The organism is Brevundimonas sp. NIBR10, assembly GCF_027912515.1.
Classification (GTDB): Bacteria; Pseudomonadota; Alphaproteobacteria; order Caulobacterales; family Caulobacteraceae; genus Brevundimonas.
This window is the reverse complement of the sequence record NZ_CP115464.1, coordinates 2,145,771-2,172,545: the sequence shown is the minus strand read 5'-3', so window position 1 is coordinate 2,172,545 and position 26,775 is coordinate 2,145,771. Positions and strand designations below refer to the sequence as shown.

Below are 26,775 nucleotides of genomic sequence, written 5' to 3'. Positions count from 1 at the left end.
GTCAGATCCCCAATTCGCGACGTTGTTCAGTGACGCGCCAGTCAGGGTCCTTGAAGACACCCTCAAACATCTCCTTCACGCTCGGCTTGGACTTACCGAGCGTGCCGACCGCCTCGGCCGCCTTGACTGCCGCGCGAACCTCGGCGTCCAGTTCCGCGATCAGAGCCGCATGGCGTTGCTCGTCCCAGGCTCCAAGCCCGATCAGATGGGTCTTCAGCCGCTCAACCGGATCGCCCAGCGGCCAGGCCTCGGCCTCGTCAGCGGGACGGTATTTACTCGGATCATCGGAGGTCGAATGGCCGGATGCCCGATAGGTGTAGAGCTCGATCAGGGTCGCGCCGAGATTGTTCCGCGCCCGCTCCGCCGCCCATTCCGTCGCCGCCCAGATAGCCAGGAAGTCGTTGCCGTCGACCCGCAGCCCCGGCAGGCCATAGGCCAGGGCCTTGGCGGCGAAGGTGGTCTCATTGGCGCCCGCGATGCCCGAGAAACTCGAGATGGCCCACTGGTTGTTGGTCACGCACAGGATCACCGGGGCCCTGTAAACACTAGCAAAAGTCAGGGCCTCGTGGAAATCGCCCTCGGCCGTCGTGCCCTCGCCGATATAGGCTAGCGCGATGGAGTCACCTCCCTTGAACGCGGAAGCCATGGCCCATCCGACCGCGTGGCCGAACCGACTGCCGACGTTTCCAGACAGCGAGTAGAAGCCGTATTTCCGCGCCGAATACAGGATCGGCAACTGCCGCCCCTTCAGGGGGTCGTCAGCGTTGGAGAAGATCTGGTTGCACAGGTCGATCAGCGGATAGTTCCGCGCCATCAGCCAGCTGAGCACTCGATAGGTCGGGAAACACATGTCGTCGCGGTCGAGGAACAACGACTGGGCTGCGCCGATCGCCTCCTCGCCGGTGGACTTCATGTAGAAGCTGGTCTTGCCCTGGCGGTGCGCGCGAAACAGCCGCTCGTCGAAGGCGCGGGTAAGAAGCATCGCCCGTTGACCAGCCAACAAGGTCTCCACCGGTAGATGCGGATTCCAGGGTCCTGACGCCTCGCCCGCGTCATTCAGAACGCGCACCAACCCGAAGGGCAGGTCACGCATCTCGGCCTCGAGGGCCGTCGTCTCGGGCCGACGCGTGTCACCGGGCTCCGGGATCAGCGCCCGATCGAAGGCTGGCGTATCCCCCGGCCGGGCCTCGGGCTCGGGAATATGAAGTCGAAGGGCGGGACGGTTCTTCATGACAAGCGACCGATGCGAAGGGAGGTGCCAACTTATCGTCTGATATCAGAAATAACGTACTCGATATGGAACGCAATTTAAGACGCAGCGCATTCATCAATCCGTCAAATCAACCAATCATGGACTTTCATTTCTTTTTGTTCGATGCCCTTGGATCAAACCCGCCCACCCCCTCGCTGCACGAAGGACCAGACATGGCTTCCCTAGCCGATCTCGACGAAACAGACCTGAAGATCCTCGACGTCGTCCAGCGCAATGCGCCAATGACGACGGCAGAACTCGCCGAGAGAGTTGGTATGTCCCAATCGCCGTGCTGGCGTCGTCTCACACGATTGAAAGATGATGGCTATATCATCGATCAGGTCACGCGCCTGTCAGCAGACAAGATGGGCCTGCGCACGAATGTATTTGCCAACGTCAAACTGTCAGCTCACGGTCGAACCAATCTTAATGAGTTCATCGAAGCCGTATCTCGGATTCCTGAGGTTCTGGAAGTCCATCCGACCATGGGCCCCTTTGACTTCTTGCTACGGATTATCACGCGCGATGTGGAGGACTACCGGGAGCTAGCCTTTGGCCGATTGCTGACCCTTCCGACTGTCCAGGAGATCAACTCGACAATGTCGCTCGGCCCGGTCAAAATGACTACCGCCCTGCCAATTCGCTAACCCTATGGCTTCGTACGACACGTCCACGCCCCTCTCTGCGAGGACTTCTTCATGTCACGCAAGCTCAGCGAGAAGCGGCAGTACATTCAAACCGCCTGCCGAATGACGTCGGGCTTGTTCCGGTGCCCTCTGAACGACAATCTCTACATATCCCGCTGATTTCACATTGCCTTTCGGCTATTCAGTGGGAAGGATTGAACACCTGAATGACAGCGACTTCTTGAGCCTTGGATCCGACACTGCCCAACGGGCTGCGCATTTTGATTGACGCCCTGGCGATCCATGAGAGAGTCCTAACCATGTCGATCAGTCTCGTCCTTTTAGCCGCCGCCAGAGAAGGCGGTCCGCGCGGCGCGACCCCCTTCATGACTATGAAGGGGCGACATAGACATTCAACGATACCAAAGCATTCGATGGGCACGGTTTCGACCCAGCTTTTTGCGGGCTGCCGATACCGGAGCTTGAGATCGGGGCTCGCCGTCCTTGCCGTCGCTGGGCCTCCCCTGGTGCCAGCAAGGCCGACGGCGGCGCTGGTCACGATCGCTCCTCGACGCTTCATGGGATGATCTGGAGACCGACATGACAGAGGTAAGACTGTCCGAGGCCCCGCATGGAAACAGGGCCAAGTCGACCGTGAGCTTCCCGAACGGCGTCTCGATGAGTTCGGCGGAGACCTACCCGACCGTGTCGGAAGCGCTCGCGGCAGCCGCGCTCAAACTGCTCGACATGCCAGATCGGCTCGCGCGCCTCGATCAGGCTGCCAAGGTCCCCAAGCTTTGATCGCTGTCGCCCGTTGCTGACCACCCCCGGGCGGCCACGCTCAGAAGCCGAAATCGATCTGGTCGAGCGAGGCTGAAGTTCTGCGCCGCCGTTTCGGCCGTCCGGCGACCAGGGACGGATCAACCCGCTCCGGAGGCGAGATGTCCTGGAGAATTGCGGCCGGCTCGACCGGTCGCTTCGCTGGACGGACCGGACAGCGGGCCGTGTTCAGACCCGGAAGCTTCGGCGCCCGCGCCGGCGTCAGCGCACGCGCCGCGACCGAAGGCGGGGCCTCCCTCGTTCGCGCCGCCGACCAGGCCAGCAGTTCGCTCTCGCGCCACGCGACCCGGTTGACGGATATCCGCACCGGCGACGGAAAACTCCCGGCGCGCTGCAGCCGCCATGCCGTGGTTCGGCTCAGTCCCGTGATATCCTGGACCCGGGGCCACGCCAGAAGGCGGTCGTCCGATCCCCCGGGCTCAATCCGACCCTTCTCCGTCATTTCTGGACAGCCATCACCGCCAGGACGGCACCCTGGAACACTGCCTGCAGGATCGCCGCGTCGTTGGCGGCATCGACCGGGTCGCGAGCGGCCCAGTCCCGAACGACGGCCTTGAGGGCGAAGCTCGCCGCGGGATCGGCGAGGATAGCATCGGCCGTGGGCCATGGAATTCGGCGACCGGACTCAGACACGGCGGCGCGCCTGGGAAGCCGCCGGCGCCGCCGTCCGAAGGTCGGAAATCTGGGACGCCGCCCAGGCTTCCAGAAGGTCGCGGGGATAGAAGGGTTTGGCTCTGATGTGGCGGCACGGCGGCCCCCCTCCTCCGGTTGACCAGAGGCGCGCCAGGGTCGCGGGCTTCAGCCGCACGCCGAACTGCTCCAGATGGGCTGCCGCTTCGGCCCGGGTCAGCAGGGCTCCACCATCCGGGCCGGCCGAGCCGTCGTCACCAGGCGCGATCATGGCGCATCTCCAGCCGGCCGACACTGGGTCGAACGACGAACGCTCCGTCCGGCGCTCAGGGCCAGATAGCATTCAATGACCGTCGAGACATACGCCCGGGTCTCGGCGATGTCGGGCACGCGTCCCAGTCGCGCAACCCGCGACGGGCCCGCGTTGTAGGCGGCGAGCGCCAGTCTCAGATCGCCAAAGCGAAGGAGCTGGCGGGCAAGATAGTCGGCCCCTCCCGTGAGGTTTTCAACCGGATCGAAGCGATCCCTGACGCCAAGCTCACCCGCGCCGCAGCGCGCCTGGGCATGTCGCAGCCCGCTCTGAGCCAGGCGATGAAGGGGCTGGAGGCTCGGCTGAACGTCAGGCTCCTGTCGCGCACGACGCGATCCGTCTCGACCACCGAGGCCGGCGAGACCTTGTTGCGGTCCCTGCGACCGGCGCTTGAAGACATCGGCGCGGGCCTGGCCAAGGTCGGAGCGCTCGGCAGCGCGCCCTCCGGCACGATACGGCTGACCTCGACCAAGAACGCAATCACCGCCATCCTGATGCCGGCCCTGCCGGGCTTCCTCGCGGCCCATCCCAATGTCACCGTCGAGAGCATCGTCGATGACAACCTGACCGACATCGTCGCCAATCGCTTCGACGCCGGCATCCGCTTCGGCAACATCGTCGAGCAGGACATGATCGCGGTCCGCATCGGTCCCGACATGCGCCGCGCCGTCGTCGGCTCCCCAGCTTACTTCGCCGAACATCCAGCGCCGGTCTCGCCCCACGATCTCGGCGCCCACGCCTGCATCGCCTATCGGATGGTCAAGACCGGCAGCCTCTACGCCTGGGAGTTCGAGGAGAACGGGCGGCCGTTGCAGGTTCGAGTCGATGGCCCGCTGGTCTTCAACGACACGGACCTGATGCGGCAGGCCTCCATCCAGGGACATGGCCTGGCCTATCTGTATGAAGACGACGCCGCCGAGGACATCCGCGCCGGGCGGCTGGTCCGCATCCTGGAAGACTGGTGCCCGGCGTTGCCAGGCTACTATCTCTATCACCCAAGCCGGCGCCAGACGCCGCCCGCGCTGTCGGCTCTGATCGCCGCGCTTCGCTATCGCAGTCCCAAAGGCTGACATCGCTGGTCGGGTTTCATTCGCTGGACGAATAACCCCTAGGCGAAACCTACGTCTTATCCATGGATGGCGGTTCGCTATCTTGGACTCCTGATCACCGCAGGAGCGAGATGATGACGCCTACTGACAGCAACGCCTCACAATCCACCGGTTCGTCGAGCCGCCGCGACTTCATCGTCCGATCGGCCTTGGGCGCCTCGGTCATGGCGATTGCGCCATCCGCCTGGGCGGGCTCACGCCCCGCCAGCCAGACCAACCCATCCTCACCCTCATCAGGAACCTCAAACATGAAGACCCGCAAACTCGGCCAGATGGAGGTGTCCGAACTGGGCGCCGGCTGCATGTCCCTCAGTTCGAATTACGGCCCGGCCGCCCCTGGCTTCATGGGCATCAACACCCTGCGCGCCGCACATGAGCGAGGCGTCACCTTCTTCGACACCGCAGAAGTCTACGGTGCCTACACCAATGAACTGCTCGTCGGCGAAGCGCTGGCCCCGATCCGCAACGAGGTGAAGATCGCCACCAAGTTCGGATTCGACGTCGAAGGCTCGGGCGGCCCGCTCAGTACGCCCGCCAATATTAGGAAGGTCGCCGAAGACTCCCTTCGCCGCCTGCGCACGGATCGCATCGATCTGTTCTATCAGCACCGTGTCGATCCGAACGTGCCGATCGAGGACGTCGCTGGAACGGTCGCCGACCTTATCCGCGAGGGCAAGGTCCTGCACTTCGGTCTGTCAGAGGCCAGCGCCGCCACCATCCGTCGCGCCCACGCCGTCCAGGCGGTGACCGCCGTCCAGACCGAATACTCCTTCGTCGAGCGTGCGCCCGAGGCCAACGGCGTCCTCGACGTCTGCGAGGAACTGGGCATCGGCTTCGTGCCGTGGGGGCCGGTCGGCATGGCCTTCCTGACCGGCTGGATGACACCGGAGACCAAGTTCGATCCGGCCACGGACTTTCGCGCGAATTTCCCGCGCTTCTCGTCGGAGAACATCCGCGCCAACCTGCCGATCCTCGACATCGTCCGCCGCAAGGCCGCCGAGAAGGGCGCGACGCCCGTTCAGGTCGCCCTGGCCTGGTTGCTGGCGCAGAAGCCGTTCATCGTCCCGATCCCCGCAACTCGCAGCCAGGATCACCTGGCCGAGAACCACGGCGCCCTGAACGTCGAACTGACCGCCGCCGACCTCGCCGAGATGCAGGCCGCCTTCGCGCCGCTCACCGTCCATGGCGCGAGTATGGACGCCGACAACATGGCGCTCGTCCAGCGCTAGTGCCCAGCCGGCCGCGTCAGCGCGCGGCCGGCACCTTTCTCGACAGGATCACCGACATGAACCCCACCTATGACTTCACCGGTCAGATCGCCCTCGTCACCGGCGCCAGTTCCGGCCTCGGGCTGGCGACGGCCCAGGCCTTCGCCGAAGCGGGGGCGACGGTGGTTCTGTCATCCCACGACGAAGACAAGCTGCGCACCGCTACCGAAGGCCTTGCCGTCGCCGGTCACAACGTCCTCGCGGTTGTCTGCGACGTCTCCGACGAAGCCCAGGTCGCGGCGCTGGTTGCGCGGACCGTCGAAACCTTCGGCCGCCTCGACATGGCGTTCAACAACGCCGGCATCGACGGCCCGCATGGTGACTTCACCGAGGTACCCGCTATGCGCCTACGGGGCCGTAGCCGAGATCGCGACTGCAGGCCTTGAGTTCAGCCCAGTAGGATTCGCGCAGCAAATCTAGCGGCAATGAGCACAAGCACGACGACGATCACGATCGCGATCAGACGCGTTGGACCTCGCCGCGCTTTTGGCACCGTAGGCTCGAACGGATTTTGTCTCTCTGGTTTGATCGGCACGGCGGCAGTCTAGTCGCGCCACGGTTAAGCTTCAAATCGAGAACCGGTTCATCTGCTTGCGTCTAACGGCCATTCCAAGAAGCACACGGGCCAAGCGGCGAATAGCGGTCACGACAACGCGGCAAACACGACATTCCGCGCTGCGTCGGATACCCGGCGGTTCACGCCTTCACGGCTGTCGTCATACCAAACTGCGGCCGACGTCTTCCCTTTTGTAACCCACTAATCGTCGAGATAGTGGATCGCACCGCTTGCCGGCTTGAGGGGTGCTCGGACGCGGCCGATCAGATCTTTGGGTTCAAAGGGCTTCAACAGATATCCATTACCACCCAGGGCCAGGACGTCGCGGACCGTCTCGGCGCTGCTGTCGGTAGTCATCATAAGGATCGGGGCCTTGTAGCCGCTCCAGCGAAGCGCACTTAGCAACTTTAGCCCGGAGATATCCGGCAACCTGATGTCAAGCAACACGAGGTGCGGCTTGAAGCGTGCAACCAGATTGACCGCGCCGTTTCCAACTGCGGTGCTGGCGAGTGAATAACCGGCATGGGTCAGGATGAGATCGACGGCTTCCCGTAGGAGGTCATCGTCCTCGACCACAAACACGCGCTGGGTCACAGATATTTCCTCCGTTGCAACGGAGCGGGGAACCCTCGTTCGTCCGTCATTCCGGGGACTGCGCCAGTTCGTTCAAGCCGGCCTTCAGACGATCCATGCTCGCAGGATCCGCCGCCATGCCGGATGCCATTTGATCGTCGATTTCCATCGCCGCCTCGCTGAGGGATCGATAACCGAAAGTGCCCGCCGTGCCCGCCAGATTATGCACTAGGCGGCGCAGCTCGTCGCTGGCGAGATTCTCCCGCGCCAGGAACTCGAGCGCCTCACGATCCGCCAATGCGCGATCGCGAAAGCGGGCCCTGAGAGCTGCGAGGGGATCGGTCATGCGCTGGCCAGGTGGTCGCGAATCTGCTGACCGAGGGTCATCGGATCGAACGGCTTCAAAATCACTGCGAGGGCACCAAGGCCGAGAAACCGTTCCAGCTCATGGGACTGGGCCCGGGCCGTCATGAAGATCACAGGCGTGTCGGCACGGGCGGGGATTGTGCGTAGTCGTTCGAGCGTGCCCGGACCGTCCAGCTCCGGCATCATGACATCCAGCAATATGACGTCGATCTGAGTATTTGACTCCAGAACGCCCAGGGCCTCTCCGCCGGATGCGGCGGATCGAACATTGACGTCCGGGTCCATTTCTAGCGCCAGCGCCGCAACTTCACGGATATCGGATTCGTCGTCAACGTGCAGAACGTGCAAGATCATTTTCCAGCTCCACTGGCATCCGTTAGTCTACGCACCGTTCGCGCCAGGCCTGCGAGAGACGTGCGCGACTTGGTCAGGACCGCCTCGACCCGGTCCGCTAACGCCCCGTCCATCTCCTGCGCCGAATAGACGACCACAGGGATCGTCTTCCCGGTGCCATCTCCTAGGTCAGTCAGCAGTTCCAGCCCCGACCCATCAGGCAGGCCGAGGTCGAGGATCACGAGGTCAGGCTTCATTCCCGACAGCAACACCCGCGCCGCAGCCAGACTTTCGGCGGAGGTGACGTCCACGCCACTACCAAGGGCAGAGGCGGTGACCTCCAGAATGTCGCGATCGTCATCGACGTGCAGGATGCGCGGTTTCCGGTCCTTGGTGCGCTGATGGAGAGCGGCGACGGCAGTGCGGAGTCGAGCCTGGTCGAACGGCTTTTCAAGCCAGTCCACAACCTCCAGCGACCGCCCCCGCGCCATACCCCGGGCCGTGTCCCCTGAGACCACCACCACAGGGAGATCCCGCGTGTCGGGCCTTGCCCTCAGGGCCCGGATCAGCCCGATCCCGTCGGCATCCGGCAACTGAAGATCGACCAGCAGGGCGGCGTAGGCACCGGTCCGCGCCGCGGACAGAGCCTCGCGGCCGGTCGCAATCACATCCGCTGCATAGCCGTCACGTTCCAGCATCTCTCGCAGTACCTCGGCTGCGTCCGCGTCATCCTCGACGATCAGCAGGCGTGGCCCCCCCATGTCGGCCGATGCTGCAGGGACTTCGAACAGCGGCAAGTCGAGGTGGAAGGTCGCGCCGAAGCCTTCGGCGGACTCGAACCAAAGACGACCGCCATGGCGTTCCGCGATCTCGCGGGCGATCGCGAGCCCGAGACCCGTGCCGCCCTTGGCCCGGGTGTCGGAGCCGTCAGCCTGGGCGAACTTCGAGAAAATACGCGCACGGAAAGCATCGGGGATACCGGGTCCTTGGTCAACGACGCTCAGTCGCGCCAGCCGGGTCTCGGGATCGACGCTGATCCGGACCTCGCCGCCTCGAGGCGAAAACTTGAGCGCGTTGGACAGCAGGTTGGTCACGACCTGGATAAGCCGGTCCGCATCCCCGCGAACAGGGACCGGACCGTGTCCGGTCAGGGTGAGCGTGACCTCCAGATCGCCGGCATAGCCGCCGACGCCTTCCACTGACCGCTCGGCGATCTCGCGCAGGTCCAGGGGAGCCATATCGAGCCGAAGCTTGCCGGATTCGATCTTCTCGATGTCAAGGATGTCATTGATCAGCCTCACGAGCCGCTGGCTGTTGGCGTGGGCGATCTGGATCAACCGCGCGGCCTTGTCAGGCAAGGCTCCCGCCGCACCGCCGGCCAGCAGTCCCAGTGATCCCGCTATGGACGTCAGGGGCGTTCGCAGTTCGTGGCTTACCGTCGCAACGAACTCATTCTTCATCTGCTCCATCCGGTGCCGTTCAGAGATGTCCCTGACGATAGCGACGATATGGATGCCGGAAGGCAAGCGCATCGGGCCCAGGGCGACATCGACCGGGAAGGTGTCGCCGTTCTTGCGGCGGGCCTCCATCTGGCGAAGAAGGCCGCCCTCCAGCGCGCCCTGCGATGCACCCAACCGCTTGAGGAACTCCCCGTCGCCGTCAGGCGCGATGTCGATCAGCAGGGACACGTCCCGACGGGTGATCTCCCGAGCGTCGTAACCAAACATGCGCGCAGCTGCGGCGTTCACCGTTTCGATTGTGCCGCTAGGATTCAGGGTGACGATGCCGTCGATAGCGCTGTCGAAAATCGCGCTCTGCCGGGCCGCGGTGGCTTCGATGGCCGAAAGCATCGTCTGCCGGGTGCGAATATAGCGCCAGATCAGGAACGATGCGCCGCCGATCGCTGCGATCAACGCTAGGAACAGTACGCCGACGAGGATCTCTGTCCGGGCGGTGCGCATCTGGGCCGTGCGCGCGTAGGCGTCCAAAGCCTCGGCCTCCACAGCATTCATTTGGGCAACAACTGCGCGAACCTCGTCCATGAGGCGCTTGCCCTCCCCCGCGGACACCACGGCGATTCCTGCTTCCAACCCCTGGGTCTGACGCGCGTCGATCCCGACCTCCATCGCCGCGACCTTGCGCACAGCCAGATCATTGAGCCTCGCGTAGTCGTCGGCCTGTTCGGGGTGGCGCCTGAAGAGCACGCCCAAGGTCTGCATCTGCCGGTCGAGATCGCTGGTCGCGCGCTCGTACGGCTCAAGAAAGCGCTCGTCTCCCGTAATGACGAAACCCCGCTGCCCGGTCTCGGCGTCCTGCAGCAGGGAGAATACACTCTGAATTTGTGAGCGGGTTTCGTACGATCGGTCGATCTCGGCGCGGACGATCCGGTTGCTTCTAAACTCGTTCACCAGTTCAAAACCTGAAAAGACCAGCAGCACCGGCGCCAGCACGGCCGCGACGACCACGGGCCAGCGATATATGACCTGCCAGACTTGACGCGCCCCCCTCAAGGTCGCGTATCCTTGCCAGTGTCAGCACAACCCGTGGGAGCCAGCCGGGTGAAAGTTTGCGTCATCGACGACGATCCACTGATGTTGCAGCATCTGCAAGACATGGTCGCCGGACTTGGTTTCGAAGTCGTGAGTGCTCCCGACGTGAACAGCGCGTTCGAGCTCATAGCCGCCCAACACTGCGAAGCAGCGGTCGTCGATATTCTGATGCCTGAGCGCGACGGGATCGATTTCATCATGCAGGCGCGCCGCGTCCATCCCGACCTTCGGATCGTGGCGATCAGCGGCGGAGGAAGATTGGGGGCTGACGCGGTTCTGGGCATGGCGGCCGGGCTCGGAGCAGACAGGACGCTCGTGAAGCCGTTCTCGGCCAGTGAACTGCAGATAGCTCTTACAGCGGCGTAATCGACCCCGCGATGGTCGCGCTCAGGTCCCACGCGTAACGCTCGCAGATCCGAAGCCCTTGCGGGTCATGGTCCCCCATGACTGGCTCCGCCTCAGATACTGCAAGACGCCCCGCAGTCGCCACAACGTGTTGAGCTGGCGGTACCCGAAGTTTTCCAGCACGGCGACAAGGGTCAGCAAGACAAGGTCGCGGGCGCGGGGGAAGCGTCGCAGCTCGGACTCTTCGAGCGCGAGAGAGCCCACCGAGATGACGACGCCAAAGGTGAAACTCATGGCCACAAACGCCAGCAAATATTCGACCGAGAGCAGACCGGACATCCAGAACAGAGGGATCAACAGATAGCCCAATGCCTCAACGATCGGTCCCAGGACGTCGACCAGGAGAATATAGCCGAAACCGATCGCGCCGACCCTTCCATAGCGAGGGATGAAGAGCATCGGCCAATGGCGCTCGAACGTCTCCAGAGCGCCGCGGTGCCAGCGCGACCGCTGCCGGCCGAGCACGCTCAGGCTTTCCGGTGCTTCGGTCCAGCACACCGGCTCGGGTACAAAAGCGATGCGGTAAGGGAGCCCGTTGTCGCGCATCAGCCGATGCAGCTTTACGACCAGTTCCATGTCCTCACCCACGGTGGCATGGGTGTACCCGCCGACTTCGATGACGCGGGCGCGGCGAAACAGGCCGAAAGCACCAGAAATGATTGTGAGGGTGTTGATGCGGCTCCAGGCAAGGCGCGCCATCAGGAACGCCCTCAGATATTCGACCGTCTGAAGCAGGGCCAGAAGATTGCGCGGCGCGCGGACCTCGACCACCCGCCCGTCGGCGATCACACAGCCGTTTGCGATCCGCACGGTCCCCCCGACGGCTACCGTGCGAACGGGGTCCTCGACAAAGGGGCGCACCGCCCTCAGTAAGGCATCAGGCTCCAGTAGAGAATCCGCGTCCATGGAGCAGAAGATGGGCGCGCGCGAGACATTGATCCCGGCGTTCAGGGCGTCGGCCTTACCGCCGTTTACCTTGTCGATCACGATCAGCCGCGGTTGATGGACCGCTCCATAGAGACCGCGTATCGCCGCATGGGCGATTTCCAGATCGTAGTGCCGCTCGATCGGTTCAAGATCGAAGGTTTCTATCAATACGGCCAAGGTGTCGTCGCTTGAACCGTCGTTGATGACCACGACTTCGAAGTTTGGGTAGTGCAGCGACAGCAACGACCGAACGGATTGGCTGATTGTCAGGGACTCGTTGTATGCCGGGGCCAGAAGCGCGATCGGCGGGGCGCTTTCGGACAATCGACGCCACATTACCCCAGCCTGGGACGTAGGCGGGCGTTCCACAAGGGCTGTGGCGGCCAGCCCGAGCTGCACCAGATAGATGAGGTTCTGCAGAAGTCCTGTTCCGATCACGAACCAGGCGATTGCGGCAGCGGCGACAGCGAGGAACAGCCCGGGCTCGATGTTCAGCACGACCCGCGCTCCAGCACGGGAGCGGCAAAGCCCTTCTCAGCCAGGGCGAGGGATGCGGCTCGACGCGGGAGGTCATCGGAGAGTCGCGAGGCGTGCAGGAGGGCTTCCAGACCGTCCGGGCCCAAGCGGCCCAGGGCCTCGGCCGCCTGGAATCGCACCCACCACACGCTGTCGGCGAGCAATTCTGCCAGATCGGCGACGCCCTCGCCAAAGCCGGTACGCCCCATCGCTTCGCAAGCAGCGGCGCGGACTTCCCAGTCCGGATCCGACAGGGCTTCCGTCAAGGTGGGGATCGAAGCCGGGTGGGCGAGCAGGCTTAGCCCCCTTATGGCAGCCATCCGAAGATCCGGCCGATCGGCCCGCGCGGCCCGCTGAAGCGGCGCGACGGCGCGATAGTCTCCGCTCACGGCGACGGCATCCGCGAGCAACACGCGCGCGGCGGGCGAGGTGGCGGAGGAGTCCAGCCGGCTCATGGCCTCATCTGGCGACAAGGCGACCAGACGGCGCACGATCGGAAGGTAGACGAGCGAGTCGGTCATCTTCCTAGCTTCGAGTTCGTCTAGCAGCCGACCCAGCGGCGGGGGTCGATCAAGTTCGACAAGGGAACGGACGGCCGCGGCAGCGAGTTCGGCGTCGCGCGGGTCGTTGACGACCCGGTTGAGAGCGCGCTCGGTCTCGTCTGACGGAAACAAGGCGAGGGCCTCCGCCGCTGCCAGACGCCCCGCTTTGCTTCCAGCGAACAGCCGCTCGCGGAAGCGCGAATCCGCCGCCATCAGCCGATAGGCCGCAATCAAGCGCTCCCGCTCAGCGCCCCGAACGATCGCTCCAAACTCCAGCAGCGCTTCCGCCATCAACCGGGCCCGATGCTGAAATGGTCGCAAACCTTCGGCCGTCTCGCCGGCTTCGCTCACGATCGCCAGACAGACCTCCCGCAGGCGCTTGCGGTCCAGATCGCGCGCCCGGCCGCTTCGCTCGCGGCCCAAGCGGGCCAGCACCAGGCCGAACATCCAGACCAAGGCGCTGAGAGCAAGGGCAAGAGATCCCCACCACAGGGAGGCAAGAAGCGTCATCAGAACCGGACGCCGAGTCCGACCGCGATCTCGTCCCGTCGATAGCTGGCGCGGTCCTCCTGAACCAGGGTCAGTCGAGCAGTGATCCGTTCGACCAGATCAACTTCGAGACCGATGCCCGTTGCCCGCACGTCCACGGTCACCCCCTCGGACGTTTCAGGCGCGGCAGCATAGCTGAGGGTCACACGAGACCGATCCGTTACGGCGGCGCTGGCGCGTATCGCATATCCGGATCGACGGCGGTCCTGCTCATCCCAGACGAGGATCCAACGGGCTGCCAGCACTATTCTGGCTGAGGCCATGGTCGCCGTCAGTCCCGGCTGGAAGTTGCGAACAGTGCCTGTGGCGTAGCGCGCAGCACCGGCTTCGATCGAAGCTGCGAAGCGGTTGCTTAAGGGCGTCGCCCCGCCGATCCGCACAGCCCGCTCAGCCCGGTAGTCGGCTCCAGGCGCCCCGCCGATGGCCACAAAGACGGATGCGCGCCCCCATTCCCGATCGAGCTGGCCTTCCAGATAGACGTCCTCATCGCCAAACCGCTCGGTCCGCTCGATGGAGAGCCCCGCTGCCGTGCGTTCGTTGAGACGTCTTGTTATACCAAGACGCTCGCTGCTCCAGTCCGGGAGGTCCTGCGACAGCCGGCTGCGGGAAGCATCGAGGTCAAATCGCCAGAGCGGCACGTCCATGGCGGCCGAGAGCGCTTGAACGTCGTCACGGTCCGGCGCGACGGCCGTGGCCAGATCGAGCTGGCGTCGGGCCGCAGCGGCGTCGCCGCGCCGACGCGCCACCTGGACGAGGCCAAGGCGGGCGTCGACATATTCCGGCGCGGCCTCGAGAACCGTTTCAAGCGCGGCTTCGGCGTCATCCAGCCTGTCCAGCGCCAGCAGAGTCAGTCCAAGGTTCAGCCTGGCGTCCAGATTGGCCGGCTCGGCGTTGAGTACGGCTTGAAAGCCAGCCAGGGCAGCCGCGTAACGACCTGCTCGGCGATCTGCGACTGCGGTATCGTATACGGTTTGGGTTTGAGCCTGTACGACGATGGCCGCAGGTTCAACCGGGACGGCGTGCACGGGCATCTAAGGTCTCGCTGTGGGGACTGGCAGCCAGAACGCGTCGTATCCGTTGGCTTAGTTCGTCGGGAATGAAGGGCTTGGCCAGATAATCGGCCGCGCCGAGCTCAAGGGCCCCGACAATATCGGCCTCCCGCTTGAGCGCTGTCAGCATGATCACGGGCGTGGAGTCCGGACTGGCCCCGGTCTTCAGGCGGCGCAGGATCTCGAAGCCGTCCATTACCGGCATCATCGCATCAAGCACGATCAGGTCCGGGCGGCATTCTTCAATGACGGAAAGCACACGCGAGCCATCTTCCAAGGCCAGCACGTCATGACCGTCGGCGGATAGACGATATGTAAGCAGAGCCCTGAGGAGCTCGTCATCGTCGACAATCAGAATACGCGCCATCGGTTGACCCAGTCATGATCTCGGCCCCACCAAGAGAGTCAATCATGCGGGCTTCAGGTAAACCAATCGCTATTGCGGGCGATTTGGCCGTAGCGTCCTGCGCGTTCGCGCCCCCCGATATAGGGCGAATAGGTGGAGCGAGTGACTTTGATAACGACTGATGGAGCGCATCCGACGTTCTGTTTGGCTTCACGAATCCGAAGAACCCGTCCGACCGAGCACGTCTATCGTGGTGTCGATCCAGGTGACTGCGATCCAAGAAGCTGACCTACCATTGGCTTATCTGAGTCAGAGTGGCATCTCGCTACCCTCTTCCGTTGCGGCAGGCCCCTAGCCCGGAAGCGGACCTCGCGAACTTCAGCTTGCAGTCCGACTCGGGCCTAAGCCCCCTGCCCTTTTTCGCCTAACGGCCAGTATGCGAAGCTTGCACGCCGAATTCCTGAGGTCCGCTGGGGAATGCCTCAAGATGGCGTGTCTCTGGGCCATCCAGCGTTTTCTTTGCCTGATGCCAGAACCCATCTGTGTCGACGCTCTGTTTCTTCGAGCTCGCAGTGACGTCCCCGCGTCTCGCGACTCAGCCATAATCAGGATCCGAACCCCGCAAAGGGCACGCCGATCAGGGCCGCCGCTAGTCCGGCCGGCGTCAGGCCGCGACGCTCAGCTCCTGAGCGAGCAAACCGCCCAACTTCGAATCCCCGGTGATAATCGGCTTGCGCCCGAGTCACTGCAGCGAGCTTGACCCAGCACAATCTAGAATATTATTGTTCGTCGATCGGGGAGATGAACTATGCCTACCGTGACATCCGGTGCCAATACGGGCGGTGGACCGACCAACACGAACATCACCTATGAGGTTCGTGTCACCAGGCTCGACGACGGAAACGGCACTGCGCAACTCCAATTCCTACGAAATGGCGTAGTCGTGGCGACCCAGAACAATGGCGGCTGGGACGACGCCATTCCCTGGGCTGCCGGCAGCTATGTCATCCGCCAGGATGGCACAAGATTCACCGGCCCAAGCGGCGACCCGGCACCCAAATTCAACTTCGTACAAGACCCCACGGATCGCCTCGGCGTTCAGCTTCACCTGGGCAACATGGCGCGACCGTCGCAGGCCGTCACCGGTTGCATTGGAGCGAACGAGACCTTCCTGAAGGCGATCTCCAACACCTTGGCGGCAGACAACAACGCGACCGCCGATATCGCGATGAACGTCACCGGCGGCACCCAATTCACCATCGGCGCGCGAGTGAACGACACCTCAATCGGAGAGGGCGAGACAGCAGAGATCACTATCACCCTGAACGGCCTAACGCGAGGCGTCTCCAAGGACATTTGGGTCCGGCTGGACGTGGGCGATGGCACCGCGATCTATGGCGCCGACTACAAGATCGTTCCAAAGACCATGGGGATCGGGGGCCTTGAGGTCAGTTCACCGGGGAAGAACACCACGACAGGCCATTGGGAGGCTGGACTCTATGTGAAAATCCCGGCTGGGCAGACCTCGGTCACCTATTCGATCGTCGCCACTCGGGATGCCCTGACCGAGCAGTCCGAGAACATCAACGTCAGCGTCACCGACTATTTCGCGGTTCGCACCAATGCGAATGGGACCGAAAGAGAGCGATACTCCGATACCCAGGTCGATCCGGGCGGCGTCCTCCTGCGCAGCCCGATAAACTTGAACGTCGCCATCGAACCCGAAGACCGTCTGGTCCGCGATTCCCGCAGCGGCAGTTTCGAGACCTTCACCCGCACCTATCACGTGGCGGTCGGCGACCAGATCCAATACAGTTTCGAGGCCTATACGATCCTCGACAGCCTGACGATCTCGGGGGTGTCACCACCGATCAGCACGGGGATGATCAGCGGCTATCGGACCGCGACGATGACCGCGACGTCGGACACCATCGTCGTCACCGTCGTGGGGGGATCCAGTGGCACGGCTTGGGACTTCATCATCGCCGACCTCAGCAACGGCGGCTCGCTGAGCGGCGGATCGATCAACCAGCCCTCGGCGCCTGTTGTGGAGAGTCCTGACGACGACGGCAGCGATGCAGACGGGGACCCGGATGACGCGATCGACGCCCTGTTGGCCTCCTTCCAGGACGCCTCCGTCGATCCTGCCGCTCGCGCGACCATCGCGACGCACACCTCGGCGAATGTCACCCTGGCGGCAGGCGGCCAGGCCACGGTAGCCACCGCCCTGCTCCAGGCGGGGCATGAATACCTTGTGCGCCTGGTCGGCTCCGAGCAAAACGGAGCGGGCTGGATCGGAGACGGCTGGGTCCGGATACTTGACGCCGGGCAATCCACGCCCAGCGCCGAATTCCACGGGGCGGCCTTTGGATCTCAGCCCTACGGCTTCATCCGGGCGACCACTGACGGTGTGAGCAATATCGTCGTCGGTTCCGATCGCAACGAGGCCGGTCAGGCCCGTGTCGAGATCTTCGACGTCACAGGCATGACGACCTCGGTCCTGCATTTCGGACAGCGTTCCCTGACTGCGATGGAAGGTGACGAGACCGGACAGGGCAGCCTGACCGTCTATCGGATAGGCAACACTTCTCGCGCGGAAACCTTCACCCTGACCGTGACGCCCCAGAACGGGTCGAACGTGACAGGTGCGGACTTCGCTTCCGGTGGACTGACACGGACGATCACTTTTGCCGCCGGCCAGACGTCGGCCACCGTCGACTTTACCTCCCTTGCCGACGGGGTGAACGAAGGCGTCGAGGTCGCGGTGATCAGCTTGGCGGCCGGAACGCTCAGTGCTGACAGCGACGCTAACATGCAGCTGCTGGGTCTCAATCGCACGACTGTTTTTTCTCTGCACGACCCGGACACCTTTGTACGCACCAGTTTCCCCAGTCTGAGCGCCACGGCGGTCAGCGCCGTCGAACTGGACGGACAGATCGTGTTTGAACTTGTCCTCAGCGAGGCCCCGACCCAGGCCGTGACAGTCACCTACGCCACCTTGGGCGGCACGGCCGGTCTTGACGATTTCACCGATACGGTCGGATCGGTGACCTTCGCGGTGGGCCAGACTCGGGCGCGCGTGACGATCCCGCTGAACATCGACACTGTGGCCGAGACCGCTGAGACCCTGACGCTCAAGCTATTCTCGCCCGAAGGTGTCTACCTCGGCTCGGGCTTGGCGGTGCTGAACATCGCCGGCTCGATCACCGACGTCGCCCAGACCCTGGGTACGGCCAACGCCGACACCCTGAACGGAACAGCCAATCGCGACTGGCTGTCGGGCGGCGACGGCGACGACGTCCTGAACGGTCTGGGATCTCGCGATCTGCTGAGCGGCGGCAACGGGCGAGACACCCTTCACGGCGGCGACGGAGACGACATCCTCTATGGCGAACAGTCCCTCGCAACCGGCAGCGGAACCCAGTTTCCGAATGCCGTGCGGCTGACGGGTTTCAACACCCAGGCCGACCCGAACATCGAGAGCGCCACGACTTTCCCCCACGTGACCGTGAACATCACCGGCGACAACTCGATACGGGTCTTCTCGGTCAGCGCTCAGGCCAATGACCGACTGATCCTGGACGTCGACGGCGGGAGCTTCGACACCTACATCAGGGTCTATAACGCCGCCGGAACCCAAGTCTTCGCCAACGACGACTCGTCAACTGCGAACGGTGCCGGAGGAAGCACGGCCGGGACGGATTCCTATCTCAACGTCATCCTGGCCACCGCAGGGGCCTACTACATCGAGCTGGCGCGCTACAGCCGGAACCCGATCGCCACAGGCGCAACCGCCACCCTGCACGTCTCTCTGACCAGCGGTCTGAACCAACCGACCACGCCCACCACGACCGGAACCGAGGACCAGCTGTTCGGCGACGCGGGAGATGACGTGCTGATCGGCGGGTCGGGTGCCGACACGTTGACGGGCGGCGCAGGAGCCGACACCTTCCGCTTTCTCACGGCCTCGGACTCCGGTCCGACGGCTCAGGACGTGATCACCGACTTCCAGATCGGCGTCGATCGCATCGACCTGACCCCCATGGACCCGACCAGCGTGAGTGTCGGCCGGGTAGCGGGCGGCGGAAGCGTGGTCTTCGCAGAATCGGCGTCCGGCGCGTTTCAGCTGTTCGTCCAAGGCGCAAACCTGAATGTTACGGATTTCAACTTCGGTCGCGCCTTCGGCGTCTACATGATCGGATCCGCCTCCGCCGATATCATTCTGGGCGGCGCGCGGCCTGATCCCCTCGTCGGCAATGGAGGGGACGACATCATCGTCGGCGGCGCCGGCGCGGATGCGATCGCCGGTGGGGCGGGCCGGGACATCTATCGCTATCTGGCACGCTCGGACTCCAACCAGACTACAGGGTTCGACAACCTGTATGACTTCTCGTCCGGCGAGGATCGGATCGACCTCGCGCCCATGGCCCCGACCTCGGTCAGCATACTGCGAACGGACAACGGCTCGAGCTTCATCTACGCCGAGACGGCGCAGGGTGTGTTCCTCACCACGGCAGCGAACCGGACGGTGCAGGCGACGGACATCGACTACGGCGGCAGCTTCGGCATCTACATGGTCGGCTCGGGCGTCGCGGACCTGCTGATCGGGACTTCGCTGGCGGACCCGATCGCCGGGGGAGGCGGCAACGACTACATCATCGGCGGTGGCGGAGCGGACGCGATGTTCGGTGACGGTGGGCTGGACACTTTCGTCTATACCTCGGCGTCGGACTCAACCGCTGCGGCGTCCGACGGCATCTTCGGCTTCATCTCGGGCCAGGACCGGATAGACCTGACCCAGGTGCGCACCGGCGCGAGCGACACCTTTGGCATCGCCTACCTCAGCGGCGGGTCTTACCTATTCGTGGACTTGGGTGGGAATGGGACTTCGGATTTAGTAATCGGTCTGGCCGGCACGACGCTGGTGGCTTCCGACATAATCTGGGGAACAAGCGCAATCGGAAACGCGCCGGAGGTCAAGCACGAGCGGCCGGAGGTGCTGCCATTAGAGGACGAGGGAGAGTTCACCGACTTTGGCGAAGTACCCGGACTGGCCGGCCATAGTGGGCGGTTCATGCTAGACTTAGAAGGGGCCCGCGGGTTCCACGGCCAGGATTGGTACCTCTAGGTGGCTTTGTGAGCGAAACTTCTCCAAGGTGAGACGCCGCATGGGTGACAGCGTTGCATGAATAGTGGCCTGGGGGAAAGACTTTCTCGTCCGATTGTTCTCCCGAAGCCGGCCGGGTCGATGCAGAGACTTCAAATCTAGCTGATCCAAGCCGCGCCGTATAAGGCCCAGCCGTCTGTAGTGATAGTCTACGGCTCGACCGGCGGGTTGTGAAATAGCTGCTTGAGCAGCTTCAATGCTCAGCATCTCGAGCACCTTCAGCCCGGAGTGTCCGGCAGCCAGATATAAAGGGGGTCATGGCAAATCTAGTAACCTTTCAGGGGATCGCCATAAACCGGGATTTCGTTGCCCGGACCACAAGGTGCATTGCAGTGCAGCAGAGACTGTGTCTCAAGTTACAGAGGGGTGTATCAGGCTCCGCAGAAGTGGGAAGCTGCAGTGCTTAAATCTCAGCTTGTGCGCCGGCTTGCTGAAGAGCGGCCTGACATTCCGGTTGCCGTAATCGAGCGCACAGTCACTGCGATCTTCGACAACATCACCAATCAGCTCGCGCGAGGTGGGCGTACGGAGTTGCGAAAATTTGGAGCGTTCAGCGTCCGGGTTAGAGGGCCGTATCTGGGTCGCAATCCGAAAACTGGCGAACCTGTCAACATTCTACGTAGAACGACACCTTCATTTCGGGCGAGTAGTTCTTTGAGCGTTCACTTAAAGGGTGGCCTGAATGGCGATCTTTAGGCTCAGAACCGTTGATGTGATGCGTTCGATCTGATCCAGGCTCTGCGAGGAGACTGGATATGAGCGACTTGATTGCCTGACGGACGATCAGATGGCGCAGCTTCAGCCGCACTTCCTCAGGAGCCAGGGCAGGCTCAATGTCGATGATCGCCTCGTGCTGAGCGGGATCATCTTCGTCAATCGCAACGGGCTTCGTTGGCGTGACGCGCCGCGCCTATGGGCCCCACCAGACCCTGTACAATCGCTGAAAGGGGTGGAGTGAGGCGGGCGTCTTCATCCGGATGATGCAGGGCCTGTTCGGTGGCAAGGCCGGCCATCAAGGCCGACCACGACGCCGTCAGCGGCCTCAAACACCGACTCAACTGACACCCGGTACAAACTCGGCCTAAAAAAAAGTTAGCGACGCCCCCACTCAATGGGCGCGTCGCTTTCCTATGTTATTCAGTCCGCGCTGCAGCGTCTGCCGCGGCGTCGGTCTTCCGGTCGGCGGTGTCAGCGGCGGCATCGACGTTTTCCGCGGCCCTATTGGTCGCGGCGGCGGCGCTGTCGGCGGCCGCGTCCGCATTGGCGGCGGTATCACTTGCAGCTGATGCCACGGTGGCACCCGCATTATCAGCGGTGGCCGCTGCCTTGTCTTCCGTCCTATCGGAGCAGGCGGCCAACGAAAGGGCAGCAACGGCGGTAGCAATATAGGTGATGCGCATGTTTGTCTCCTCGGAGTGACGCGACAGCTGATCCGTCTCAAGGTTAGCCATTCACGCCAACGCGCAGCACGCCGGATTGCGACAGGCTTCGCAGTCGGACCTGATCGGTCGGCACGGAAATCGACGAGATGCCCTCTGGGCCCGATCATTGAAAAGCGCGACGCCCAGTCATCATAGCGGGCTCAAATGTCTGTTCGCCGAGCAGGGTTGTTTGGGTGCCCGCCCGCCGTCCGTTACGTCAATCTTCACTCCAATCCTGCACGCTTGGGAGAGTGAGGTCAGCGTATGTCGGCGGTTGCATGCTTGAGAGTTCTAGTCGACGGCAGCCGCACTGATGTGCCCGCGGACCGCCTCGGTCCGCTCGTGGCAAAATACTCCAACATCTTTCTGGAGGTGCGCTGGACGCTTCCTCGCCGTTTCCAGTCGCTCAGTCATTTCAGCTACCTGCTGACTGATCCCACCACACAGGGGCTCGACACCGTCGAGCTCGCTCAGTTGTCCCACCAGTTGCAGGAGCGCCTCTTCGGCACAGGCGTTGAAGAGGCCGTTAAACTCGTCCTGTTCGAGGGCGATGCCGATGCGATGGCCCGTTTTTCCGCTTACTCCACCGAGGAAGTTCTGGCGGCAATGGAGGATCCTAGCGGCCTTCCCGCCGGAGGGCGCTTGCGACGGATCGCGGCAGACGGGACCCTGAGCGACGTTCCCGAACAGTCACGCAGTGCGGCAACCGCAGAGGCTTTCCAGTTTGGGGCGACGATCGACGGCGTCCAAGGAGTCTACTTCCCGAAAGGAGGTGCCTTCATCGGAGACGTGGTCAACTGCACGCCCGTTTCGGCCGCGAGCTACTTCAGCGTTCTTGATGGCGCTGCTCATTGGCCGGATGATACCGACTCCTTTGACGAAGCGTGCGTCACGACGGCTCTTCGGCTCTTGACTGAATTCCCTATCGTAACGCCTCTCTATGTTCCGGTATGCTTTGCAACCTTCGTCCGCTCCAGCCGGCGTGAAGTCTGGACGGACCTCGCCAAAGTTCTACCGCCGGCAACCTGGGGTCGTCTCGCGGTCACGGTGTATGACGTCCCGCGAGCGCCAACCTTTCAAGCCTTGACCGCAATCCGCAGCTCACTGGCCAGTCAGTTCTGCGCCATCGACCTCTGCGTCCGGGACCCGGATTTTGAGGTTACGCAGCTGGCGGACCGGGCCGTAGTGAGCGTCACCCTGGCGCTACCCGACGCGGTGCCCGATGTCAGACTGCAAACGCTCCGCAGATTTGCCAGCCACTCCGCCGACTATCGTAGGCGCCGCATAGCCGCTGGAGTGACAAATGTTCAAAGTCGCGCTGAGCTGGACCTCGCCATCGACCTTCGCGTGCCCTTCATGTCCGGAACGGGCGTCGCCTTCAATCGAGACAGGCCCGTTGGCGGACGGTCATGTAAGGTATTTGATCTGCCTTGTCTTCGCGGTGAGCAAGCAGCACACCTCTTTCAAAGACGGCACGCTGGTTGAGAATGAAGTGATCGAAGCGGTGACGTCCGGCAAGCGACATTTACGATGGAGCAGCGTTCTTGCCGCTGGCCCCTCGCGCGACCTGTAGCCGCGCTGGCACATTACTGAAAACTGCCATCAAAAACCATGGAGCATCTGCGCAGGGCTGCCATTGTGGTTGTAAGGCGTCGAGAAAGCTCAAGGGGTCTTTCAATGTCAACAGAAAAGCAAGCCGGCCGCAAAATGATCCCGCCGGAAGCAGGGCAATCTGCTCGAGCCTCGACGGGTAAAGTCGTGCACCCTGTTGACCGTCATGTCGGGGGTCGAGTGCGTCTTCGGCGGATGGAACTCGGCCAAACCCAAACGGATTTGGCTCGCGCACTTGGCGTGTCTTTTCAGCAAATACAGAAGTACGAGACGGCAAATGATCGCATCTCGGCGTCTAAGCTATGGAGTATTTCAGAGGCACTAGAGGTCGATATTGGATACTTCTTTGAGGGCATGGCCAAGGGGCCAATCCTGTGACAGATGTCCCGGTAAAGGCTAAAGGCCCTCTGGGTAGTTTCAGCGTGTCAACAACTGTGCTCAATCCAGTGCACTCTCGGAGCCTTAACCGCCCTTCGGCTAAAAAAGGCTGATCCCGGTTACGCCTTCAAGTATGGAGCCCGCCAACAGAATCGCGAGCGGCCCGGCGGTGGCCAGCAAAACGATGCGCGGATGCCGATGAACGAAGGTGAAGAGGCGGGCGGTCATTCTGAAAAGGAATGTCTCTGGCCGTCACTGCGAGCGGCGGTTTGAGAGGATAGCGACCCGGCCTTAACGGGGGGCTGGAGTGGCCGGGCCGCCGTCTACGCCTGGAGGGATATCCAGGTGTAGATCCGAGCCTAAGTCCTCATGGCCGCTCTGGTTCCAAGATCGTCAGCTAGGACAGGCGATCATTTGCAGGGCCAACCCGCCGTGCTGGGCTCGGTCGGCGTTCTCGCTGACGAGGCCTGTGAACGCTTGATCCAAGAGGCTGGCCAGGAACAGCAGACCCAGCACCAGGGTCAAGCCGTTGTCTCGCAAGACGCGGCTCATCCTGACACCCTTTGTCTCGCCCTAATCCGAGGCGCTACCATTGCTCAACCGCGACGTCCCCAACGGGCCGGTCATCCTTTCCAACATCAACTCCGTCAGCATATCGGCCGCACGTGCGGTGACCGGCGAGCCCGCCTGGCCGAAATAGCGGATGGATGCGTCAAGTCGGTCATCGCTTAGCCCCTCGACAGCGGCCTTGATATCCGGCCAAGCGACCGGTCCATGGCCGGCTGCATGGACGTCAAGGTGACGTGCGAGCAGTATAACTGCGGCCTCTTCCTCAGCCGACATCGGCCCGACCCGCTAGTCGCGCAGGCTGGCGGGGAACTGGCCGCTGTTCTCTGCAAGTTTCCGCCAGACCGCTTTCGACAGGGCGATGTCCTGTTCCGCCGAGCCATGAGCGCCAGCGTTTACGCCCAACTCCTCGGCGAGCTCTTTGCGGGCGTCGAGGCTGGAGTTAGGTCGAGCAGATTGAGTAATCGACGATCGATGTCCGCCAGTTTCCGCCGCCACCCTTCATCTCGGCCATCTGGGACAGGACTTGGTCAACATGGACCGGTTGAGGCGTGAAGGGAGTGGCGGGCGCTACAGGAACGGGGTGTGCTGAGACCGGCGTGCTCGTAGGCGCTTGGGCCTGAGGCGTCGTTGGATGCGCCTTTTGGCCGGTGATCTTGTCGCAGATTTTGCCGAAAAAGCTCATCATGTCTCTTGAAGGTAAAATGGCCCGGGCGGTGAGCCCTGGACTGGAGGGTTAGCGCTGACGACGACCAGTGCCGTGCGGCGGTTTTCGGCAAGGCCAGTGGAACCATGCGGGGTCCCGATTGCGGTTGTCGGTCAGGTCGAACTCATCGTTAAAGGGAAAAGAATGCGGCCGACTAGTTCGACGATAGTCGGCCGCCGGGTCTCACTGAGTCGGGGTCTTGGTGACCTTGTCGGCCCAAGTCTGAGCCACCTTGCCCGCGGCGTCGCGTCCGCCCAGTCCAAAGGCCAGAGCGGCGGCCACCGCTGCGGCACCCAGGATCAGACCAAAGGCCAGCAGGACAATATCATCGGCGATACCCATGAAGCGCAGGCCCATGGCCGTCGCCAAGGCGATCGTAGCCCATCTCACCAGTGTCGAAGCGAAGCCGTCGGTGCCGCCGGTCCCCTTGTTGATAAGGTTGGCGAGGACGCCGCCGATCAGGACGCCGGCGGTGATGATTATCCCACCGACAATGACGTGGCCTGCCAGCGACAGGATCTCCTGCAAGGTCACCGCGATCGTGCCAAACTGCAGCAGCTTGGCAGCCTCGACCGCAGTGAAGGCGACGATCGCCGCCATGGCGATCTTGCCCACGATGCTGGACGGCGTCATTGGCCTAGGCACCTCGCCCCCAAGCACGCGCGCCGTGGCCGGTGTTACGTCGCCGGCATAAGGCGCAGTGGACGGTTTCGGCGCGGCCGACGCCTGCGTCGTGGCGGTCAGCGCCGTCAGGCTGGAGATGCTGCGATCGAACCCAGTCGCTGGCAAGATGCGTTCAATCAGCTGGGCGACCCAACGACCGATAAACCAACCCACCGCCAAAACGATGGCGGCGGCGAGAACGTTCGGGATCGCAGCCAGTACGGTCGACAGGACGGCAACCGCTGGGACCGTCAATGACTCAATGCCCAGTTGCTCCAGCGCCGCGATCGTGATGGGGATGATGATCAGGACGAATACTAGGGTGCCGATAGCGGTGCTGACGCCAGTCGAGCCCGTCGCCTTGGTTAGACCAGCTTTCTCAAGCCAGCGATCCGCATTGGCGGCCTGCAGCGCGGCCTCAACGACACGCTTGGCAAGGGTGGCGACCACGAACCCGATGAAGAAGATCAGGACTGCGCCAAGGACGCTCGGCACGAATGACGCGACCTGCGTGAGCAGAGAGTTCAGAGGAGTAACGACCTGGCCAAGGTTCAGAACGCCGAGAGCGGCGACAACGCCGAAAAGCAAGATCAGCCAGAAGGCGACATCACCGAGGCTCGCTCCGATCGAGTGCTTAGGATTTTCACTGGTTGTGGCCTTCGAAGCGCCAGGGATGCGGTTGATCCCCTTGGCCAGTGCCCATTTCACGGCCTTGCCGATGAACCAAGCCGCGATGAGGATCAGCACGGCGCCGATCACCTTGGGCGCCCACTCATAGAGTAGCGCATCCCAGCCGATGAACTCATAGTTTGGTGTTTGCATGCAGCCCTCTCCCTGACGCAAATCGCGCGGGTTTACAGCGGGCCTAACAAGATGGGGCCTGTCTTGTTCCGGCCACAAACGAAACGATCGGCCGGAACGGATGGTTGGCTAATCGCTTACGGGTCCAGCGCGGCTTTCTGAACCTCCGCACGACATCCGATCAACTCATCCAGTAGGAACATCCATGTCCACGCCAGAAGATCTGAAAGACCTTTACACCGACGAGCTGAAGGACCTGTGGTCTGCCAACGACCAGATGCAGCGCGTTCTGAAGAAGATCGCCCCGAAAGCCTCTGATCCGTCGCTCAAGGACATGCTTAGCAAGTCGGTCGAGGGCATCTCAAAGCATACCGAGCTGCTGAAGGAGCTGCTCGCCGGGCAGGACGAGAAAGTCTCCAAGGAACATTGCAAAGGCATGGAAGGCCTCGTCGCCGAAGCCACCAAGCATGTCCTCGAAGAAGGGCCTGAAAAGGGCCCTGTGTTGGACGCCATGATCATCGCGCAATACCAGCGGATGTCCCACTACGGCATCGCGGGTTTCGGGACCGCAGCGGCTTTCGCGGCGGGCTCGGGCCTCAAGGCCGACGACAAAAAGCTGAAGGCCGCGACCAAGGATATCTACGAAAGCGATGAGTACATGACCAAGCTCGCGGAGCTGACGGTCAACCTACAGGCCAAGGACGCTTAAGGTGAT

The 26,775-nt window shown here is 62.9% G+C and carries 30 protein-coding genes and 1 pseudogene; 11 read left to right on the top strand and 20 right to left on the bottom strand.

Annotated elements, in window-relative coordinates:
* Nucleotide 1: 1 nt before the first annotated feature.
* Nucleotides 2-1,231, bottom strand: coding sequence for a thiamine pyrophosphate-dependent enzyme (locus tag O5K39_RS10685; protein WP_271143611.1), 1,230 nt, complete (start codon nucleotides 1,229-1,231; stop codon nucleotides 2-4).
* 119 nt (nucleotides 1,232-1,350) lie between these two features.
* Between O5K39_RS10685 and O5K39_RS10680 the strand changes: the two genes are divergently transcribed.
* Nucleotides 1,351-1,899 carry an Lrp/AsnC family transcriptional regulator gene (locus tag O5K39_RS10680; protein ID WP_271143610.1) on the top strand — a complete coding sequence of 183 codons (549 nt, stop codon included), beginning with the start codon at nucleotides 1,351-1,353 and terminating at the stop codon, nucleotides 1,897-1,899.
* A gap of 579 nt (nucleotides 1,900-2,478) precedes the next feature.
* A complete protein-coding gene (locus O5K39_RS10675; protein ID WP_271143609.1) occupies nucleotides 2,479-2,679 on the top strand; it encodes a hypothetical protein in 201 nt (66 codons plus the stop codon).
* A gap of 40 nt (nucleotides 2,680-2,719) precedes the next feature.
* On the opposite strand, the gene O5K39_RS10670 is transcribed toward O5K39_RS10675, so the two are convergent.
* From O5K39_RS10670 to O5K39_RS10655, 4 genes are read right to left on the bottom strand one after another with little or no spacing between them, the layout of a single operon-like run.
* Nucleotides 2,720-3,160, bottom strand: a complete 441-nt coding sequence (locus O5K39_RS10670) for an AlpA family phage regulatory protein (protein ID WP_271143608.1) — start codon at nucleotides 3,158-3,160, stop codon at nucleotides 2,720-2,722.
* The gene (locus O5K39_RS10665; RefSeq protein WP_271143607.1) at nucleotides 3,157-3,351 is read right to left on the bottom strand and encodes a hypothetical protein; all 195 of its coding nucleotides are present in this window, start codon (nucleotides 3,349-3,351) and stop codon (nucleotides 3,157-3,159) included. The genes O5K39_RS10670 and O5K39_RS10665 overlap by 4 nt, the downstream gene beginning before the upstream one ends.
* The gene (locus O5K39_RS10660; protein ID WP_271143606.1) at nucleotides 3,344-3,619 is read right to left on the bottom strand and encodes a hypothetical protein; all 276 of its coding nucleotides are present in this window, start codon (nucleotides 3,617-3,619) and stop codon (nucleotides 3,344-3,346) included. Before O5K39_RS10660 ends, O5K39_RS10665 begins: the two co-directional genes overlap by 8 nt.
* Entirely contained in the window at nucleotides 3,616-3,921 is a 306-nt protein-coding gene (locus tag O5K39_RS10655; protein ID WP_271147139.1) for a lytic transglycosylase domain-containing protein, read from the bottom strand. Before O5K39_RS10655 ends, O5K39_RS10660 begins: the two co-directional genes overlap by 4 nt.
* Here O5K39_RS10655 and O5K39_RS10650 point away from each other — a divergent pair.
* Nucleotides 3,913-4,728 carry a LysR family transcriptional regulator gene (locus O5K39_RS10650; protein WP_271143605.1) on the top strand — a complete coding sequence of 272 codons (816 nt, stop codon included), beginning with the start codon at nucleotides 3,913-3,915 and terminating at the stop codon, nucleotides 4,726-4,728. The two genes, O5K39_RS10655 and O5K39_RS10650, sit on opposite strands and share 9 nt — an antisense overlap.
* 94 nt (nucleotides 4,729-4,822) lie before the next feature.
* Here O5K39_RS10650 and O5K39_RS10645 read toward each other — a convergent pair whose 3' ends face one another.
* Entirely contained in the window at nucleotides 4,823-5,017 is a 195-nt protein-coding gene (locus O5K39_RS10645; RefSeq protein ID WP_271143604.1) for a hypothetical protein, read from the bottom strand.
* Between O5K39_RS10645 and O5K39_RS10640 the strand changes: the two genes are divergently transcribed.
* Nucleotides 5,016-5,996, top strand: a complete 981-nt coding sequence (locus O5K39_RS10640; RefSeq protein WP_271143603.1) for an aldo/keto reductase — start codon at nucleotides 5,016-5,018, stop codon at nucleotides 5,994-5,996. The two genes, O5K39_RS10645 and O5K39_RS10640, sit on opposite strands and share 2 nt — an antisense overlap.
* Nucleotides 5,997-6,052: 56 nt before the next feature.
* Nucleotides 6,053-6,421 (top strand): SDR family NAD(P)-dependent oxidoreductase, encoded by a 369-nt coding sequence (locus O5K39_RS10635; RefSeq protein WP_271143602.1) that lies wholly within the window; start codon nucleotides 6,053-6,055, stop codon nucleotides 6,419-6,421.
* Between the two features lie 371 nt (nucleotides 6,422-6,792).
* On the opposite strand, the gene O5K39_RS10630 is transcribed toward O5K39_RS10635, so the two are convergent.
* The 4 genes from O5K39_RS10630 to O5K39_RS10615 are packed head-to-tail and all read right to left on the bottom strand — an operon-like array spanning nucleotide 6,793 to nucleotide 10,373.
* Nucleotides 6,793-7,185, bottom strand: a complete 393-nt coding sequence (locus tag O5K39_RS10630; RefSeq protein WP_271143601.1) for a response regulator — start codon at nucleotides 7,183-7,185, stop codon at nucleotides 6,793-6,795.
* A 46-nt stretch (nucleotides 7,186-7,231) separates the two neighbouring features.
* On the bottom strand, nucleotides 7,232-7,510 hold the full coding sequence (locus tag O5K39_RS10625) for an Hpt domain-containing protein (protein WP_271143600.1): 279 nt from the start codon (nucleotides 7,508-7,510) through the stop codon (nucleotides 7,232-7,234).
* Nucleotides 7,507-7,878 (bottom strand): response regulator, encoded by a 372-nt coding sequence (locus O5K39_RS10620; protein ID WP_271143599.1) that lies wholly within the window; start codon nucleotides 7,876-7,878, stop codon nucleotides 7,507-7,509. Before O5K39_RS10620 ends, O5K39_RS10625 begins: the two co-directional genes overlap by 4 nt.
* Nucleotides 7,879-7,880: 2 nt before the next feature.
* Nucleotides 7,881-10,373, bottom strand: a complete 2,493-nt coding sequence (locus O5K39_RS10615; protein ID WP_271143598.1) for a CHASE3 domain-containing protein — start codon at nucleotides 10,371-10,373, stop codon at nucleotides 7,881-7,883.
* An 18-nt stretch (nucleotides 10,374-10,391) separates the two neighbouring features.
* Between O5K39_RS10615 and O5K39_RS10610 the strand changes: the two genes are divergently transcribed.
* Nucleotides 10,392-10,778: a response regulator gene (locus tag O5K39_RS10610; RefSeq protein ID WP_348637104.1), complete on the top strand. Its 387-nt coding sequence runs from the start codon at nucleotides 10,392-10,394 to the stop codon at nucleotides 10,776-10,778.
* A gap of 21 nt (nucleotides 10,779-10,799) precedes the next feature.
* On the opposite strand, the gene O5K39_RS10605 is transcribed toward O5K39_RS10610, so the two are convergent.
* From O5K39_RS10605 to O5K39_RS10590, 4 genes are read right to left on the bottom strand one after another with little or no spacing between them, the layout of a single operon-like run.
* Entirely contained in the window at nucleotides 10,800-12,242 is a 1,443-nt protein-coding gene (locus O5K39_RS10605; protein WP_271143596.1) for a glycosyltransferase, read from the bottom strand.
* The gene (locus O5K39_RS10600; protein ID WP_271143595.1) at nucleotides 12,236-13,312 is read right to left on the bottom strand and encodes a HEAT repeat domain-containing protein; all 1,077 of its coding nucleotides are present in this window, start codon (nucleotides 13,310-13,312) and stop codon (nucleotides 12,236-12,238) included. Before O5K39_RS10600 ends, O5K39_RS10605 begins: the two co-directional genes overlap by 7 nt.
* On the bottom strand, nucleotides 13,312-14,382 hold the full coding sequence (locus O5K39_RS10595) for a YaiO family outer membrane beta-barrel protein (protein WP_271143594.1): 1,071 nt from the start codon (nucleotides 14,380-14,382) through the stop codon (nucleotides 13,312-13,314). The genes O5K39_RS10600 and O5K39_RS10595 overlap by 1 nt, the downstream gene beginning before the upstream one ends.
* Nucleotides 14,357-14,767 carry a response regulator gene (locus O5K39_RS10590; RefSeq protein ID WP_271143593.1) on the bottom strand — a complete coding sequence of 137 codons (411 nt, stop codon included), beginning with the start codon at nucleotides 14,765-14,767 and terminating at the stop codon, nucleotides 14,357-14,359. The genes O5K39_RS10595 and O5K39_RS10590 overlap by 26 nt, the downstream gene beginning before the upstream one ends.
* 787 nt (nucleotides 14,768-15,554) lie before the next feature.
* Here O5K39_RS10590 and O5K39_RS10585 point away from each other — a divergent pair.
* Both O5K39_RS10585 and O5K39_RS10580 read left to right on the top strand, forming a co-directional pair.
* Nucleotides 15,555-19,874, top strand: coding sequence for a M10 family metallopeptidase C-terminal domain-containing protein (locus tag O5K39_RS10585; protein WP_271143592.1), 4,320 nt, complete (start codon nucleotides 15,555-15,557; stop codon nucleotides 19,872-19,874).
* 826 nt (nucleotides 19,875-20,700) lie between these two features.
* Nucleotides 20,701-20,854 (top strand): annotated as a pseudogene (locus O5K39_RS10580) (transposase); the annotation flags it as partial.
* Between the two features lie 192 nt (nucleotides 20,855-21,046).
* Here the strand turns inward: O5K39_RS10580 and O5K39_RS10575 are convergent.
* Entirely contained in the window at nucleotides 21,047-21,313 is a 267-nt protein-coding gene (locus O5K39_RS10575) for a hypothetical protein (protein WP_271143591.1), read from the bottom strand.
* A gap of 285 nt (nucleotides 21,314-21,598) precedes the next feature.
* On the opposite strand from O5K39_RS10575, the gene O5K39_RS10570 reads away from it, so the two are divergent.
* Together O5K39_RS10570 and O5K39_RS10565 are read left to right on the top strand one after the other, a co-directional pair.
* Nucleotides 21,599-22,819, top strand: a complete 1,221-nt coding sequence (locus tag O5K39_RS10570; RefSeq protein WP_271143590.1) for a hypothetical protein — start codon at nucleotides 21,599-21,601, stop codon at nucleotides 22,817-22,819.
* A 192-nt stretch (nucleotides 22,820-23,011) separates the two neighbouring features.
* Nucleotides 23,012-23,323 (top strand): helix-turn-helix transcriptional regulator, encoded by a 312-nt coding sequence (locus tag O5K39_RS10565; protein WP_271143589.1) that lies wholly within the window; start codon nucleotides 23,012-23,014, stop codon nucleotides 23,321-23,323.
* A 99-nt stretch (nucleotides 23,324-23,422) separates the two neighbouring features.
* On the opposite strand, the gene O5K39_RS10560 is transcribed toward O5K39_RS10565, so the two are convergent.
* From O5K39_RS10560 to O5K39_RS10540, 5 genes are all read right to left on the bottom strand, one after another.
* Nucleotides 23,423-23,551 carry a hypothetical protein gene (locus O5K39_RS10560; RefSeq protein WP_271143588.1) on the bottom strand — a complete coding sequence of 43 codons (129 nt, stop codon included), beginning with the start codon at nucleotides 23,549-23,551 and terminating at the stop codon, nucleotides 23,423-23,425.
* Nucleotides 23,552-23,716: 165 nt separating this feature from the next.
* Nucleotides 23,717-23,875 (bottom strand): DUF6766 family protein, encoded by a 159-nt coding sequence (locus O5K39_RS10555; protein WP_271143587.1) that lies wholly within the window; start codon nucleotides 23,873-23,875, stop codon nucleotides 23,717-23,719.
* A gap of 303 nt (nucleotides 23,876-24,178) precedes the next feature.
* Nucleotides 24,179-24,388 carry a DUF3597 family protein gene (locus tag O5K39_RS10550; protein ID WP_271143586.1) on the bottom strand — a complete coding sequence of 70 codons (210 nt, stop codon included), beginning with the start codon at nucleotides 24,386-24,388 and terminating at the stop codon, nucleotides 24,179-24,181.
* Complete coding sequence (locus tag O5K39_RS10545) at nucleotides 24,333-24,575, bottom strand: DUF3597 family protein (RefSeq protein ID WP_271143585.1); 243 nt, start codon at nucleotides 24,573-24,575, stop codon at nucleotides 24,333-24,335. The genes O5K39_RS10550 and O5K39_RS10545 overlap by 56 nt, the downstream gene beginning before the upstream one ends.
* A 204-nt stretch (nucleotides 24,576-24,779) precedes the next feature.
* Complete coding sequence (locus O5K39_RS10540; protein WP_271143584.1) at nucleotides 24,780-26,081, bottom strand: mechanosensitive ion channel; 1,302 nt, start codon at nucleotides 26,079-26,081, stop codon at nucleotides 24,780-24,782.
* Between the two features lie 184 nt (nucleotides 26,082-26,265).
* Between O5K39_RS10540 and O5K39_RS10535 the strand changes: the two genes are divergently transcribed.
* Nucleotides 26,266-26,769 (top strand): DUF892 family protein, encoded by a 504-nt coding sequence (locus O5K39_RS10535; RefSeq protein WP_271143583.1) that lies wholly within the window; start codon nucleotides 26,266-26,268, stop codon nucleotides 26,767-26,769.
* The last annotated feature ends 6 nt before the right edge of the window (nucleotides 26,770-26,775 follow it).